This is a genomic window from Pseudomonas sp. NPDC089734 (assembly GCF_044748865.1).
In the GTDB taxonomy this organism is placed as follows: Bacteria; Pseudomonadota; Gammaproteobacteria; order Pseudomonadales; family Pseudomonadaceae; genus Aquipseudomonas.
The window spans coordinates 37,350-52,585 of the sequence record NZ_JBIVGV010000016.1; the positions used below are offsets into that span (position 1 = coordinate 37,350).

General features: G+C 58.9%; 16 protein-coding genes. 11 read left to right on the forward strand and 5 right to left on the reverse strand.

Annotation, left to right across the window (positions count from 1 at the left end):
* The first annotated feature begins 213 nt into the window (after window positions 1–213).
* The 3 genes from ACIPY9_RS19005 to ACIPY9_RS19015 all read left to right on the forward strand — a co-directional run bounded on the left by ACIPY9_RS19005 (window position 214) and on the right by ACIPY9_RS19015 (window position 3,857).
* Window positions 214–1,272: a PA0069 family radical SAM protein gene (locus tag ACIPY9_RS19005; protein ID WP_400704780.1), complete on the forward strand. Its 1,059-nt coding sequence runs from the start codon at window positions 214–216 to the stop codon at window positions 1,270–1,272.
* 206 nt (window positions 1,273–1,478) lie between these two features.
* Window positions 1,479–2,210, forward strand: a complete 732-nt coding sequence (locus ACIPY9_RS19010) for a carbonic anhydrase (RefSeq protein ID WP_400705008.1) — start codon at window positions 1,479–1,481, stop codon at window positions 2,208–2,210.
* A 111-nt stretch (window positions 2,211–2,321) separates the two neighbouring features.
* Window positions 2,322–3,857, forward strand: a complete 1,536-nt coding sequence (locus tag ACIPY9_RS19015) for a SulP family inorganic anion transporter (protein WP_400704783.1) — start codon at window positions 2,322–2,324, stop codon at window positions 3,855–3,857.
* Between the two features lie 95 nt (window positions 3,858–3,952).
* Here ACIPY9_RS19015 and ACIPY9_RS19020 read toward each other — a convergent pair whose 3' ends face one another.
* Window positions 3,953–4,603, reverse strand: coding sequence for a hypothetical protein (locus ACIPY9_RS19020; RefSeq protein WP_400704786.1), 651 nt, complete (start codon window positions 4,601–4,603; stop codon window positions 3,953–3,955).
* A 363-nt stretch (window positions 4,604–4,966) separates the two neighbouring features.
* Between ACIPY9_RS19020 and coxB the strand changes: the two genes are divergently transcribed.
* From coxB to ACIPY9_RS19040, 4 genes are read left to right on the forward strand one after another with little or no spacing between them, the layout of a single operon-like run.
* Window positions 4,967–6,091, forward strand: coding sequence for a cytochrome c oxidase subunit II (gene coxB / locus ACIPY9_RS19025; RefSeq protein ID WP_400704789.1), 1,125 nt, complete (start codon window positions 4,967–4,969; stop codon window positions 6,089–6,091).
* 16 nt (window positions 6,092–6,107) lie between these two features.
* A complete protein-coding gene (gene ctaD / locus ACIPY9_RS19030) occupies window positions 6,108–7,691 on the forward strand; it encodes a cytochrome c oxidase subunit I (protein ID WP_400704792.1) in 1,584 nt (527 codons plus the stop codon).
* Window positions 7,692–7,699: 8 nt separating this feature from the next.
* Window positions 7,700–8,284 (forward strand): cytochrome c oxidase assembly protein, encoded by a 585-nt coding sequence (locus ACIPY9_RS19035; protein ID WP_400704795.1) that lies wholly within the window; start codon window positions 7,700–7,702, stop codon window positions 8,282–8,284.
* Window positions 8,268–9,158 carry a cytochrome c oxidase subunit 3 gene (locus ACIPY9_RS19040; RefSeq protein WP_400704798.1) on the forward strand — a complete coding sequence of 297 codons (891 nt, stop codon included), beginning with the start codon at window positions 8,268–8,270 and terminating at the stop codon, window positions 9,156–9,158. The genes ACIPY9_RS19035 and ACIPY9_RS19040 overlap by 17 nt, the downstream gene beginning before the upstream one ends.
* A 5-nt stretch (window positions 9,159–9,163) precedes the next feature.
* Here ACIPY9_RS19040 and ACIPY9_RS19045 read toward each other — a convergent pair whose 3' ends face one another.
* Complete coding sequence (locus ACIPY9_RS19045) at window positions 9,164–9,367, reverse strand: twin transmembrane helix small protein (protein WP_400704801.1); 204 nt, start codon at window positions 9,365–9,367, stop codon at window positions 9,164–9,166.
* Between the two features lie 74 nt (window positions 9,368–9,441).
* Between ACIPY9_RS19045 and ACIPY9_RS19050 the strand changes: the two genes are divergently transcribed.
* From ACIPY9_RS19050 to ACIPY9_RS19065, 4 genes are all read left to right on the forward strand, one after another.
* Window positions 9,442–10,158 carry an SURF1 family protein gene (locus ACIPY9_RS19050; protein ID WP_400704804.1) on the forward strand — a complete coding sequence of 239 codons (717 nt, stop codon included), beginning with the start codon at window positions 9,442–9,444 and terminating at the stop codon, window positions 10,156–10,158.
* Window positions 10,155–10,727 carry a hypothetical protein gene (locus ACIPY9_RS19055; RefSeq protein ID WP_400704807.1) on the forward strand — a complete coding sequence of 191 codons (573 nt, stop codon included), beginning with the start codon at window positions 10,155–10,157 and terminating at the stop codon, window positions 10,725–10,727. Before ACIPY9_RS19050 ends, ACIPY9_RS19055 begins: the two co-directional genes overlap by 4 nt.
* Window positions 10,728–10,739: 12 nt before the next feature.
* Complete coding sequence (locus ACIPY9_RS19060; protein ID WP_400704810.1) at window positions 10,740–11,783, forward strand: heme A synthase; 1,044 nt, start codon at window positions 10,740–10,742, stop codon at window positions 11,781–11,783.
* Between the two features lie 129 nt (window positions 11,784–11,912).
* Complete coding sequence (locus tag ACIPY9_RS19065) at window positions 11,913–12,545, forward strand: SCO family protein (RefSeq protein ID WP_400704813.1); 633 nt, start codon at window positions 11,913–11,915, stop codon at window positions 12,543–12,545.
* Window positions 12,546–12,658: 113 nt separating this feature from the next.
* On the opposite strand, the gene ACIPY9_RS19070 is transcribed toward ACIPY9_RS19065, so the two are convergent.
* The 3 genes from ACIPY9_RS19070 to ACIPY9_RS19080 are packed head-to-tail and all read right to left on the reverse strand — an operon-like array spanning window position 12,659 to window position 15,169.
* Complete coding sequence (locus tag ACIPY9_RS19070) at window positions 12,659–13,432, reverse strand: MetQ/NlpA family ABC transporter substrate-binding protein (protein ID WP_400704816.1); 774 nt, start codon at window positions 13,430–13,432, stop codon at window positions 12,659–12,661.
* A 55-nt stretch (window positions 13,433–13,487) separates the two neighbouring features.
* Window positions 13,488–14,162, reverse strand: a complete 675-nt coding sequence (locus ACIPY9_RS19075; RefSeq protein ID WP_400704819.1) for a methionine ABC transporter permease — start codon at window positions 14,160–14,162, stop codon at window positions 13,488–13,490.
* On the reverse strand, window positions 14,162–15,169 hold the full coding sequence (locus tag ACIPY9_RS19080) for a methionine ABC transporter ATP-binding protein (protein WP_400704822.1): 1,008 nt from the start codon (window positions 15,167–15,169) through the stop codon (window positions 14,162–14,164). The genes ACIPY9_RS19075 and ACIPY9_RS19080 overlap by 1 nt, the downstream gene beginning before the upstream one ends.
* Between the last annotated feature and the right edge of the window lie 67 nt (window positions 15,170–15,236).

Below are 15,236 nucleotides of genomic sequence, written 5' to 3' on the forward strand. Positions count from 1 at the left end.
GTGCCCTGGCGAGCAGTAATAAAGGACTCAGGTGTTCAGTGGAACCGGCTTATTGTTACCGCCTTTTAATCAAGGCGAATTCATTGAGTCGTTGAATAACCTCATGCCCGGCCTGCATCGGGCACTGTCCATCGGTCAGGCAGGCAGTATTTTTTCGGGCAAGGCGTGAAATTTACTGTACTGTATAAATAAACAGTATTCGAGTTTATTCCCATGGTCAGCTCTCCTTCGATCCGCGGCCGCGGCACCGCCAGCAACCCGCACAATCGCTTTGCTCCCAGCCGGTCCGTTGCCGAAGACGATGGCTGGTATCAGGAGGTTCCTCTGACCCAGGGGACTCAAATCATCAGCGAAACGGCCAAGAGCATCATCACTCGCAATACGTCGCCGGACATTCCGTTCGATCGCTCCATCAACCCGTATCGGGGCTGCGAGCATGGTTGCATCTATTGTTTTGCAAGGCCCAGCCATGCGTATTGGGACATGTCGCCGGGGCTGGATTTCGAAACAAAACTGATCGTCAAAACCAATGCGGCCGCCCTGCTGGAGCAACAGCTTTCCAAACCCGGTTACCGGTGTGCGCCGATCACGCTGGGTGCCAATACCGACCCCTACCAGCCAATCGAACGGGAACACCGCATCACCCGTGCGACGCTTGAGGTATTGCTGCGTTATCGCCATCCCGTGTCCATCATCACCAAGGGTTCGCTGATTCTGCGTGACCTCGACCTGCTGGCCGAAATGGCCAGGCTCAATCTGGTGTCGGTATTCATCAGCCTGACTACGCTGGATGACGAACTCAAATGCATTCTCGAACCCCGGGCGGCGGCCCCCAAGGCTCGCCTGCGGGCCATTCGGGTGATGCGTCAGGCCGGTATTCCGGTGGGTGTCCTGTGTGCGCCGATGATTCCCATGATCAATGACAGTGAGCTGGAGGCGCTGTTGAGCGAGGCGAAGGCGGCCGGGGCGCTGAGTGCAAGTTATGTGATGTTGCGCCTGCCGCTGGAGGTGGCACCGTTATTCGACGAGTGGCTCAAGACACATTATCCGCAACGGGCGGAACATGTGATGAGTCTGATGCGTCAAAGCCGGGGCGGTGAGCTCTATAACAGCGAGTTCGGGTCGCGAATGCGGGGTGAAGGGCCTTTTGCAGACCTGCTGGCCAGGCGTTACGCGATGGCGACCAGACGTTTGGGGCTCAATCGCCGCGAGAGCTTTAACCTGGATTGCAGTGCTTTTTGTCCGCCGGGAGGGCAGATGTCACTCCTTTGAGTGTGCTCTGAATACAAGAGGGCTCGTCCTAGAGCTGTCGCATTCAGTTTCACTTAAGCTTGAGTGGTTAATCTGTAAATCGGAGTGGTGCCAGCGGTAGCGTTCAAGGGATTTGTTCGCGATGCCAGGCAGAAGGTCCCACATCCGGTACGGGTCAAAGAGAAAGCATGAAAAATCCACATCAATCCGTCAGAGAGGATGAAGACATGAGAGACATGGATAAACAGCAGTCGGCTACCTCAGCGAGTGGTCAACAAGGGGTGGAAAGTGCTGAGGTAGCGTTGCAGCACATCGTGGACGGCTTCATGCATTTTCGTCATGAGGTTTTCCCGAAGCAGGAAGAATTGTTCAAGAAACTGGCCACGGCACAATCGCCTCGCGCCATGTTCATCACCTGCGCAGATTCGCGCATCGTGCCTGAACTCATTACCCAGAGTTCCCCTGGCGACCTGTTCGTCACCCGTAACGTCGGCAACGTCGTTCCACCTTACGGCCAGATGAATGGCGGGGTCTCGACGGCTATCGAATATGCCGTTTCCGCACTGGGCGTACAGCACATCATCATTTGCGGTCACTCCGACTGCGGCGCCATGCGTGCCGTACTCAACCCGCACACCCTGGATAAAATGCCGACGGTCAAAGCCTGGCTGCGTCATGCCGAGGTGGCGCGTACGGTCGTTGATGACAACTGCAGTTGCAGCGGCGAAAAAGAAACCATGCACGTCCTGACTCAGGAAAACGTGATCGCTCAGCTTCAGCATCTACGCACTCACCCTTCTGTTGCCTCAAAACTGGCCAGCGGTCAGTTGTTCATCCACGGCTGGGTCTACAGCATCGAAACCAGTGAAATCCTGGCTTACGACTCTGAACTGGATCGTTTCCGTCCACTCGACGGCGATGGCCCGACACCCATGGCGACCCCGAAACCGCGTTTCTAGTCGTCTGACTTAAAGCACGACCCGCGGTAAACCCTCTTTTAGCTTATGGCGGCTGCGCAGGATGCGCGCTGCCAGGCTTTGTTACGTCTGAAGAGATCCCGGAGAAGCATCATGGGTACTACAGAACTGAAATCCGTTTTACCACGGGAGCTGCTCGCTTCCGTGGTGGTGTTCCTGGTTGCCCTGCCGCTGTGCATGGGGATTGCGATTGCTTCGGGCATGCCCCCGGCCAAGGGATTGATTACCGGCATCATCGGTGGACTGGTCGTCGGCTGGCTGGCAGGGTCGCCCTTGCAGGTCAGCGGCCCGGCAGCCGGTCTGGCGGTACTGGTGTTCGAGCTGGTGCGCGAACACGGGATGGCCATGTTGGGGCCGATCCTGTTGTTGGCGGGATTGCTTCAGGTATTGGCCGGGCGCTTCAAGCTCGGTTGCTGGTTCCGTGTGACGGCCCCGGCAGTGGTCTACGGCATGCTGGCCGGTATCGGTGTGCTGATCGTGTTGTCACAGGTGCATGTGATGTTCGATGGCGGACCGAAGCCGTCCGGGCTGGATAATCTGGTGGCCTTTCCGACCACGCTGATTCAGGCCATCGGTCCGGGTTCAGGCATCCAGGCCGGCATGCTGGGGCTGGGGACCATTCTGGTGATGTGGTCCTGGGACAAGTTGCGGCCTCAGTCGCTGCGCTTCATTCCCGGTGCCTTGCTGGGTGTCGGTATCGCAACGGGCATCAGCCTTGCCCTGGCGTTACAGGTCAAGCGTGTGGAAGTCCCGGACAACCTGGCCGATGCCATCGACTGGTTGCGCCCTACGGACCTCATGAGCCTTGCCGATCCGGCGATCATCATTGCCGCCATCGCGGTGGCATTCATCGCCAGTGCTGAAACCCTGCTTTCGGCGGCGGCGGTTGACCGCATGCACAATGGCCAGCGTTCTGACTTTGACAAGGAGCTGAGTGCACAAGGCGTGGGTAACATGCTGTGCGGGCTGGTGGGATCGCTGCCGATGACGGGTGTGATCGTCCGCAGTTCGGCCAACGTTCAGGCGGGTGCCACGACACGATTCTCGACGATTTTCCATGGCCTCTGGCTGCTGGCCTTCGTACTGCTGCTGTCGAGCGTGCTGCAAAGCATTCCGGTGGCCAGTCTGGCGGGTGTGCTGGTGTATACCGGTCTCAAGCTGGTGGATCTCAAGGCGTTCCGTGGTCTGGGCCGTTATGGGCGCATGCCGATGTTCATCTATGCCGCCACGGCGTCCTCGATCATCTTCACGGATCTGCTGACCGGCGTGCTGGTCGGTTTCGGTCTGACGCTGGTCAAGCTGGCACTCAAGGCTTCGCGCCTGAAGATCAGCCTGGTTCAGCTGGAACCCGAGGGTGAAGTGGAATTGCGTCTGGTGGGTGCAGCGACCTTTCTCAAGGTGCCTGCGCTGACCAAGGTGCTGGGCAGCATTCCTCAAGGCAGCACCGTACATGTGCCGCTGAACAATCTGAGCTATATCGACCACTCTTGCCTGGAGTTGCTGGAGGAGTGGGGGCGTGCCAATGCCGCTCAGGGGACGAAGCTGGTGATCGAGTCGCGTGGCTTGAAGCGTCGCCTGGAAGGGCGTGTGTACACGACGACGGGAGTGGGAGCGGCTACCGCAAGGTAAACGTGCCCAAGGGTGGGCGTCTTCGCGAAGCAGCGGAGCGCCTGCCGGCTCTCCTTCCTTTGCTCGCAAAGACATGGTGAATTAAATCCTGCGTATCAGGCCTCGGGGCGTTCCAGCTCCAGGCCGATGCCCAGCTGGCGTGACAGACACGGCCAGCGCTTCCACGCCGCTTCGGTGTCGGGGCTGTTGAGACGCCCGCGATAGACCTCGACCGACTCCAAAGCAAAGCTGTCATCGTCGAGCAACTGATCAACGGCATGGTGTACGGCTTCATCGAGCTGGTTGGCAAATGTCTCGCCAATCAACTGATGGGCAATCAGGCTGGCGACCGTGGTATTGGACGGAATCAGCGGCTGACCAAAATGCTTGATATAGAGGTCATTCACTTCTTCTACCAGGCGATGGGCCAGGTAGGCTTCATCCAGCAGACTGTCGAGACCTTCGTGACCGTCCATGATGGCAGGCGGTGCAATGAAGAAATGTTCGGCAATTTTCAGGACGGGTTTTATCTGTCCTTCAATGCCGGCCTGAACAGCAACTTCGTGGGCCGCGTCCAGCAAGTCCGGAACCAGTTCGATATAGGCTGAAACAAAGCGTGTTAGAACGCCCCGGGCATCAATTTCTGGCAAATTGATGGCAGGGTGAAGATGCGGTAGTTGAGTTTCCAGTTGCTTTAACAATTGGCCTGTTTCGGCTTCGTGTTGATGTGCACGCTGAATCTGCTCGCGCAATGCGGCGGTGTTCATGAAGGCTCCTGACGGCTTAAAACCAGGTGAGTTAGTCGAAATGGGAAGTCATACGTTAGCTTGATTGGACCGCCCCCTAAGACGCATTTTTCATAACTAAGTAAAACTTATATGTATTGGTTATTAAAAGGCACTTTCCGACGTTTTATCGTGTGTTCTTAATAAAGTGACGCCCTCTACTGAGAGGCTCTTTCCCTTTCGTTGCGCACCTTCTGGCTATGTCTATACTCGCCTGTGAAGGAAGTTGGCTGATGACCGCTAGTTGTAACCGCAGCAATCCGGTCATGGTGTCAGTGAATTCGGAAGCCGCTCCCTTGGCCGCAGATAGAGTCTGCCGGATAACACGCCTGGGGGGACCCCGCGATGAAGCGACGTCCATACGTTTGGATGGGCTGTGCGCTGTGGCCAGTATCTGGCCAGACGCATGCGGCCTGGATAACGAATATGGCCCCTGGCGCTTCAGTCGTCAGCAATGCGGTATTCGACCTGCACATGACCATCTTCTGGATATGTGTGGTGATCGGATGTGTAGTGTTCGCCGCCATGTTCTGGTCGATGATTGTACATCGTCGCTCCACCGGACAGACAGCTGCACATTTCCATGACAACACGACCGTCGAAATCCTCTGGACCCTCGTCCCCTTTCTGATTCTGGTCGCCATGGCGATTCCGGCGACCCGGACCCTGATCAGCATGTACGACGCCAGTGAATCGGATGTCGATATCCAGATCACCGGTTATCAGTGGAAGTGGCATTACCGGTACCTGGGCCAGGATGTCGAGTTTTTCAGCAATCTGACGACCTCCACTGACCAGATCCACAACCGTGATCCCAAGAGCGAGCATTACCTGCTGGAAGTCGATCAGCCGCTGGTGTTGCCGGTGGGCGAGAAAATCCGGTTTCTGGTGACCGGGGCCGACGTGATTCATTCCTGGTGGGTGCCCGCTTTCGCTGTCAAACGCGATGCCATTCCGGGGTTTGTCCACGAGGCCTGGACCCGTATTGAAAAGCCGGGCATTTACCGAGGCCAGTGCACCGAGTTATGCGGCAAGGATCATGGCTTCATGCCCATTGTGGTGGAGGCCAAGAGCCCTGCGGATTATGCAACCTGGCTGGCCGGGCGCAAGGAAGAGAGCGCAAGGCTCAAGGCGCTGACCAGCAAGGACTGGACCCGGGAAGAACTGATCGCGCAGGGCGACAAGGTCTATCACACTGTTTGCGTGGCGTGTCATCAGGCTGAGGGTCAGGGAATGCCGCCGCTGTTCCCGGCACTCAAGGGGTCACCCGTCGCGACCGGCCCCATCGAAGGGCATTTGAATATTGTGTTCCACGGCAAGCCGGGGACGGCCATGGCTGCGTTCGGCAAGCAGCTTTCGGAGGTCGATATTGCAGCGGTCGTGACCTATGAGCGCAACGCATGGGGTAACGACAAGGGCGACATGGTGAGCCCCAGGGATGTGCTGGCCCTCAAGCAGGCACAGCCATGAACGGAGGAGATCGAACATGAGTGCAGTGATCGATGACCATGGCGAGGCACATGCCCATGGCCCCGCGAAGGGGCTGATGCGTTGGGTGCTGACGACCAATCACAAGGACATCGGCACGATGTACCTGTGGTTCAGTTTCACGATGTTTCTGCTTGGCGGCTCGTTCGCCATGGTGATCCGCGCCGAGCTGTTCCAGCCGGGCCTGCAGATCGTCGAACCGGCCTTTTTCAATCAGATGACCACCATGCATGGCCTGATCATGGTCTTCGGTGCGGTCATGCCCGCCTTTGTCGGCCTGGCCAACTGGATGATTCCGCTGATGATCGGCGCGCCTGACATGGCGTTGCCCCGCTTGAACAACTTCAGCTTCTGGCTGTTGCCTGCCGCGTTTCTGCTGCTGGTTTCCACCCTGTTTCAGCCGGGTGGCGGCCCCAATTTCGGCTGGACCTTCTACGCCCCGCTCTCCACGACCTATGCGCCGGAAAGCGTGACCTTCTTCATCTTTGCCATTCACATGATGGGCATCAGCTCAATCATGGGCGCTATCAATGTGATCGCAACCATTCTCAATCTGCGGGCACCGGGCATGACGCTGATGAAGATGCCGCTGTTCGTCTGGACCTGGCTGATCACGGCATTCCTGCTGATTGCGGTGATGCCGGTACTCGCCGGGTGCGTGACCATGATGCTGATGGATATCCATTTCGGGACCAGCTTCTTCAATGCCGCCGGTGGCGGGGATCCCGTGTTGTTCCAGCATGTGTTCTGGTTTTTCGGGCACCCGGAGGTGTACATCATGATCCTGCCGGCCTTCGGCGCAGTCAGTTCGATCATTCCCGCGTTCTCGCGCAAGCCGTTGTTCGGCTATACCTCTATGGTCTACGCCGTGGCGAGCATTGCATTCCTGTCCTTCATCGTGTGGGCGCACCACATGTTCGTGGTGGGGATTCCTCTGGTGGGCGAGCTGTTCTTCATGTACGCGACGATGTTGATCGCCGTGCCGACGGGGGTGAAGGTGTTCAACTGGGTCAGCACCATGTGGCAAGGCTCCATGACGTTCGAGACGCCGATGCTGTTTGCCGTGGCATTCGTGATTCTGTTCACCATTGGCGGCTTTTCGGGGCTGATGCTGGCGATAGCGCCGGCGGATTTCCAGTATCAGGACACCTATTTCGTGGTGGCGCATTTCCACTATGTTCTGGTGCCTGGTGCGATCTTCGGCATTTTTGCGTCGGCCTATTACTGGCTGCCGAAATGGACCGGACACATGTATGACGAAACCCTGGGCAAGCTGCATTTCTGGTTGTCTTTCGTGGGGATGAACCTGGCGTTCTTTCCCATGCACTTTCTGGGGCTGGCAGGCATGCCGCGCCGTATTCCCGATTACAACCTGCAATTCGCGGACTTCAACATGGTGTCGTCCATCGGGGCCTTCACCTTCGGTGCAACCCAGCTGTTTTTCCTGTTCATCGTGATCAAGACCATTCGTGGCGGCCCGCCCGCCCCCGCCAAACCCTGGGACGGCGCTGACGGGCTGGAGTGGACGCTGCCCTCGCCTGCGCCTTATCACACCTTCAGCACGCCGCCCGACATGAAGTGAGGACCTCGATGAGCGAAACACATTCGATCCGCAAACTGGTCGCCCGGCTGCTGCTGATCGTGGTGCTGATGTTTGCCTTTGGTTTCGCACTGGTGCCCTTGTATGACGTGATGTGCAAGGTGTTTGGCATCAATGGCAAGACCGGCGATCCGTATCAGGGCGCGCAGATGATCGACTCGCAACGACTGGTGCGCGTGCAGTTCATCTCCACCAATGCGGTGGACATGGTCTGGGCGTTTTATCCCCGAAGCGAGCAGGTCGAGGTTCACCCCGGGGCGGTCAACGAAATGATTTTCGTGGCACAGAACCCCACTGACAAGGCGATGACGGCCCAGGCTGTCCCCAGCATTTCGCCGGGACAGGCGGCAGCCTATTTCCACAAGACCGAATGTTTCTGCTTTACCCAGCAAATGCTGCAACCGGGGGAGCGAATCGAAATGCCGGTGCGTTTCATCGTCGACCGCGACCTGCCCAAAGAAGTGAAGCACCTGACGCTGGCCTACACGCTGTTCGACATCACTGCACGCCAGCCACCTGTTGCGCCTGTCGTGAAAAAGGTGGCTGAAGGAGGCTCGCATGGCTACGCCCCATGAGCACTACTACGTTCCGGCGCAAAGCAAATGGCCCATCATTGCCACCCTCGCCTTGCTGGTGACCATGTTCGGTCTGGGCACCTGGTTCAATGACCTGAAGGCCGACCGTGCCGAGTCCCACGGGCCGTTGATTCTGTTCGTCGGTGGTCTGCTGGTGGCCTACATGATGTTCGGCTGGTTCGGCACGGTCGTCAAAGAAGGCAGGGCCGGGCTGTACAGCGCGCAGATGGATCGCTCGTTTCGCTGGGGCATGGTCTGGTTCATCTTTTCTGAAGTGATGTTTTTCCTGGCCTTCTTCGGCGTGCTGTTTTACGTGCGCCAATGGACTGGCCCCTGGCTGGGCGGTGAAGGTGCCAACGGTATCTCGAACATGCTGTGGCCGAACTTTCAGTTCCAGTGGCCGCTGCTGGATAACCCGGACCCGAAACTGTTCCCCGCGCCCAGGGGCGTCATCGACCCCTGGCACTTGCCGCTGATCAATACCGTTTTGCTGGTCAGCTCCAGCGTCACCATCACCCTGGCGCACCATGCCTTGAAAAAGGCGCATCGTGGCGCTCTGAAGCTGTGGCTGGCGGTGACCATTCTTCTGGGCGGGTGCTTTCTGGTCTTGCAGGCCGAAGAGTATGTGCATGCCTATCAAGAGCTGGGGCTGACCCTGGGCTCGGGTATCTACGGCGCGACCTTTTTCATGCTTACGGGGTTTCACGGCGCCCACGTCACCATCGGCACGATCATCCTGTTTGTGATGCTGATACGGATTCTGCGCGGGCATTTCAATGCCGAGCATCAGTTCGGTTTCGAGGCGGCAAGCTGGTACTGGCACTTCGTTGATGTCGTGTGGGTGGGGCTGTTCATCTTTGTGTATGTCCTGTGAGGACGTTACCCGTTCACATGTGAAACCAGCTGGCCGCTGTAGAAACCCCAGGTAATCAACGCCAGGGTGAGCGTTGCCAGAATCACCCGCAGGGTCAGAGCCTTGAGCAGTCGGGTGGACTGGTTGTCGTCCTTGAGGAGAAAGAACAGGCCGCTGAACAGGCAGGTCACGGTGGCCGCCAGCATAAGAACAATCGCTGCTTTGAGCATGGGAAAACTCCAGGAGCAATCGCGATGATGCAATGGAGTATAGGCAGGCCCCTTCCGCCAGACCGGGTGGCATGATGAAGCGCCTTGCCCTGCGTCCGGTTCCTGCATTGCTGGTACTGGCTCTACTGCCGCTGCTGGTGATGCTCGGTGTCTGGCAACTGGGCCGGGCTGAAGAGAAGCGCGCCATGTTGAAGCAGTACGCCGAACGCCGTGCCGCTGAACCGATCGGTATCGGTCAGTTATCGGGTGTCGAAGACCCGGCCTATCGGCGTGTAAGGCTGCAAGGTCATTTCGATGCCGCTCACAGTCTCTGGCTCGATAACCGTACCCGCGAAGGCCAGGCGGGTGTCGAGTTGTTTCAGCCCTTTCTGGACCAGCCCAGTGGGATGTGGTCATGGGTCAACCGCGGCTGGTTGCCGTGGCCGGACCGACGCACCTTGCCTGTGTTCACCACTCCCGGCCAGTCGCTGGAGCTGAACGCCTGGGTGTATGTACCGCCTGGCGCGGGATTTCAAGGGCATGCCGATGCGATGAATGACGCATGGCCGCGGCTGGTCTCGTTCGTTGCTCCCGCTTCGCTCTGGGCAGAGCTGGGTCGTAGCGGGTATGCCCATGAACTGCGCCTGGAGCCGGGTGTTGCAGCCTACCGCGTCGATTGGCCGGTTGTGGCGATGGGGCCGGAAAAACATGTGGGCTATGCCGTGCAGTGGTTTGCGCTGAGCGCGGCCTTGTCCGGCCTGAGTCTGTATCTGGCCCTGCGCGGCAGGACACATGAAAGGGAGCAGCCATGAGCCACATCGTCACTTCTGAGCCTCGCCGACAGCGTCGGGGACGCTGGCAATTGCTGATTCTGGTGCTGGTGGCTGTCGGCCCCATGATTCTGGCCACTGGCATGTACCGGTTCAATTTCTGGGTGCCGGACAGCCGCAGCTATCACGGGCTGTTGATCGCTAACGGACAGAGTCGTGACGATCTTGGGGTGCGCAGCGATGAGCGACGTTGGCAATTGTTGGTCAGTGCTCCTCTGGGGTGTGCAGAGGACTGTCAGTATCTGGTCTATCTGGCGCGTCAGATCCAGATGGGGCTGGGGCGCGATGCCTATCGAGCCAGTCATGCCCTGGCCACCGGGTTACCGCCTGTCGATGAGTATGCCGAGAAACTGAAGCGAGAATACCCCCAACTGCAGCGATATCCACTGGATGAGGTTCGCTACCGACGGGTTATGCCCGGCCTCGATGCACCGCTGCTCTGGATCGTCGATCCTCACGGTAACCTCGTGCTGCGCTATGACGGCCGGGTCAACGGCAAGCATCTGCTCAACGACCTGCGCCAACTGTTGAAGTTATCGAACATCGGATAAAGGGAGGTCTTCATGACCCGGCCCGGATTTCGTCTCGCCTTGCTGGCCACGCTGCTGGCGTTGTTCGTGGTGTTGCTCGGAGCCTATACCCGGCTTACTCATGCCGGGCTGGGATGTCCCGATTGGCCGGGTTGTTACGGGCTCATCAGTGTTCCTGTCAATGACCGGCAGATGGCTCATGCCCAGTTGCACTTTCCCGATTCGCCGGTGCAGATTGCAAAGGGCCGGAGCGAAATGATCCATCGCTACTTCGCCGCCGCTCTGGCGTTGACGATCGGATTGCTGGCCCTGCAGGCCTGGCGACGGCGTCATCAGGTCGGTCAGCCCCTGAAACTTCCCCTGTTGCTGCTTGGGCTGGTGCTGGCTCAGGCCGTCTTTGGCATGTGGACCGTGACGCTCAAGCTCTGGCCGCCAGTGGTGACGGTGCATTTGCTTGGTGGCGTTGCAACCTTGAGCCTGCTCTTCCTGCTGACACTGCGCTTGAGTGATGCCTTTGCGCCCTTGCCTCATCGGCCTGCGCACGCACGGCGTCTGGCAGCGGTTGGCCTGGTGCTGGTTGCGGTGCAGATCGCCCTGGGAGGCTGGGTCAGCGCCAATTATGCTGCGCTGGCCTGTACAGATTTTCCGGTTTGCCAGGGGCAGTGGTGGCCGGAAGCCGACTTCAGCAACGGCTTCCACCTGACGCAGCACATCGGTCCCGATTATCTGGGGGGCAAGCTCGACAGCGAGGCACGCACTGCCATTCACTTGACCCACCGCGTGGGCGCCCTGTTGGTGACGCTCTCGTTGCTGATGCTGGCCTGGCAACTCAAGCGTGTCGGGTGCAGGAGGATGGCCATGTTGTTGTTGGTGATATTGGGGGCACAGATTGCCCTGGGGATCGGCAATGTGCTGCTTCACGTGCCCTTGTTCCTTGCCGTTGCCCACAGCGCGGGTGGTGCCGGGCTGATGCTCATGCTGACATTGATCAATTTTTGTACACGCCAGCCTCGTGATGCACGGCGACATGCTTCGGGCCGACGCTGGCCTGGCAGCAGACAGGCGCGTTTCATGTGAAAAAGGCCGCGTATTGGCGTCGGGTGTTGTACCGTGGCACTCGACCGCATGGGGTACTCGATGCCTTCACGTACCCTAGAGGCTGTTGTTCATTGCCCTGCTCACCGATCACAACCTATTGCTGATGCCATGACCCGAAACCAGAAAACTGTCTTTATCCTCGTCGCCATCGTGGCCTTGATCCTGGGCCTGACCGTCAATCGTGTGTTGTCCGGCAAGGGCGCGGGCGATCAGACCGCCATGATTGACGCTGGCATTATCCTGCTGCCGCAAAGCCGTACCCTGCCCGACCTGAAGATGATTGATCAGAACGGCGAGTCGATCGCCATCAATCAGTTGAAGGACAAGTGGACGCTGCTGTTCTTCGGTTACACCTTCTGCCCGGACATCTGCCCGACCACGCTGGCGCAGATCCGTCAGATCAAGAGCGAGTTGCCCAAGGATGTCGTGGGTAACCTGCGTGTGGTGCTGATCAGCGTCGACCCGAACCGCGACACGCCGCAGCAGCTCAAGCAATACCTGGGGTATTTCGACAAGGAATTCGTAGGGCTGACCGCCTCGGTGGCGGATCTTCAGAAACTGGCCAATGCGGTGAGCATCCCGTTCATCCCTGCCGATACCAGCAAGCCGAACTACACCGTTGACCACAGCGGCAACCTGGCCTTGCTGGGGCCGGACGGCACTCAGCGCGGTTTCATTCGCGCACCGTTGAACAACCAGAAACTGGTCGTGCAATTGCCAGGGTTGTTGCAGAGGAAATGAGTGTGGGAGCGAATTCATTCGCGAAAAAGGCATTCCAGACGACAGACAGGTATCGAATGTACTGGCTTTTTCGCGGATGAATCCGCTCCCACAGGGGGGGCAGCGTGTTTTGATCAGAACGCTGGAACGACGGCGCCTTTGTACTTCTCGACAATGAACGCCTTCACTTCAGGGCTGTGCAGGGCGTTGATCAGCTTCTTGAGAGCGTCGGAATCCTTGTTGTCCGGACGGGCAACCAGAATGTTGGCGTAAGGCGATTCGGCACCTTCGATCACCAGCGCATCCTTGGTCGGGTCGAGCTTGGCGCCCAGCGCGTAGTTGGTGTTGATCAGCGCCAGATCGACCTGAGTCAGCACGCGTGGCAGGGTTGCCGCTTCCAGCTCACGGAACTTCAGGTTTTTCGGGTTGCTCGCGACGTCTTTCGGCGTGGCCAGGATGCTGGTCGGGTCTTTCAGGGTGATCAGGCCAGCCTTGGCCAGCAGCAAGAAGGCACGGCCTTCGTTGGTGGCGTCGTTTGGCAGCGCGACGGTGGCGCCGCTTGGCAGGTCTTCCAGCTTCTTGAACTTGTCCGAGTAGGCACCGAAAGGCTCCACGTGAACCTTGGCAACGGTGATCAGGTTGGTCCCCTTGCCCTTGTTGAACTCATCCAGGTACGGCTGGTGCTGGAAGAAGTTCGCGTCCAGGCGCTTTTCGGCCACCTGTACGTTCGGCTGGATGTAGTCGGTGAAGACCTTGATCTTCAAGTCCACACCTTCCTTGGCCAGCACGGGTTTGACGAATTCCAGGATCTCGGCGTGCGGTACGGCGGTTGCCGCAACGCTCAGGGTTTCGCTGGCCTGCGCGGACAATGCTGTAACGGCGGCAAAGACGGCCAATAGTTTTTTCATGCAACAGCTCCTTTTATGAGGCCCGCACACAGCAGGCCGTTACCCACAGATTCGGTTAGCGATGGGTGAAATGGGCGACCAGCTTGTCACCGACGGTTTGCAGGATCTGCACCAGCACCAGCAGCAATACGACGGTCACGAACATCACATCGTTCTGGAAGCGCTGATAACCATAGCGGATCGCCAGATCACCCAGCCCGCCCGCACCGACTGCGCCGGCCATGGCCGTGAAGGACACCAGCGCGATGGCGGTCACGGTAATGGCGGCCAGAATGCCGGGACGCGCTTCGGGCAACAGGGCCTTGAGAATGATCTGCCGGGTGGTGGCCCCCATGGCCTGGGTCGCTTCGATGATGCCCTTGTCCACTTCGCGCAGTGCGGTTTCCACCAGACGGGCGAAGAACGGCGTGGCACCGGCAATCAGCGGCGGCAACGTACCCAGAATGCCCAGCGATGTACCGGTGATGATTTCGGTCAGCGGCATCATCACGATCAGCAGAATGATGAAGGGCAAGGCGCGTAGCATGTTGACGATCAGGCCGACCGTTGCGTACAGCTGCTTGTGCTCCAGCAGCTGGCGTGGCGAGGTCAGGAACATCAGCACGCCCAGTGGCAGGCCCAGCAGGATGGTGAAACCCAGCGAGACACTGAGCATGATCAGGGTATCGCCTGTGGCGACCCAGATTTCATACCAGTCGACGTTGGAAAACAGACTCAGGAAAGCGTCCATCAGCGCAGCACCTCCATATGAACGTCAGCGGCGGTGAAGCGAGCGAAGGCAGCGTCCATGTCGCCACCGGTGATGGCCAGGGTCAGTTGCCCGTAAGGGGTGTCCTTGATGCGGTCGATACGACCAGCCAGGATGCTGTAGTCGACGCCGGTTTCCCGGGCGACGGTGCCCAACAGCGGCGCGTAGGTTGCATCACCTTGGAAGGTCAGGCGCACGATACGGCCCTGAACATGGGCAAAGTTGTCACGCTGCTCGTTCTCGTCGACCTGCTCGTGCTCCTGCACGAAGCGTTTGGTGGTCGGATGCTGCGGATGCAGGAACACATCGGCCACATTGCCCTGCTCGACGATCACCCCGGCGTCCATGACGGCGACCTGATCGCAGACACGACGGATCACGTCCATCTCATGGGTGATGAGCACGATGGTCAGTTTCAACTCGCGATTGATCTCGGCCAGCAGTTGCAGCACCGATGCTGTTGTCTGCGGGTCCAGAGCGCTGGTGGCTTCATCGCACAGCAGGATCTTTGGCTTGGTCGCCAGGGCACGGGCAATGCCCACGCGCTGCTTCTGCCCGCCGGACAGTTGAGCCGGGTACTTCCTGGCGTGGGCAGACAGCCCGACGCGCTCCAGCAGTTCGGCCACGCGCTGATCGATCTGCTCGCGGGGCATGTCGCCCGCCAGCGTCAGCGGCATGGCCACGTTGTCGGCCACGGTCTTGGAAGCCAGCAGGTTGAAGTGCTGGAAAATCATCCCGACCTGCTGGCGAAAGCGCCGCAGACCGTTGGCGTCGAGAGCCGTGACGTCTTCGTCATCAACCACGATCTGCCCGCCGCTTGGGGTCTCCAGGCGATTGATCAGGCGCAGCAAGGTACTTTTGCCGGCACCGGAGTGGCCGATCAGGCCGAATACCTGGCCGTCTTCGACACGCAGGCTGGTGGGGTGCAGGGCCGGTATTTCCTTGCCTGCAACCCGGTAGGTTTTGTGGACGTTATGAAACTCGATCACGGAGCGAACCTTGTGGGGGCGCGTTAAAAAATCAGCGCAGTGGCCTGGCAGCCACTTGCTTCGTTAC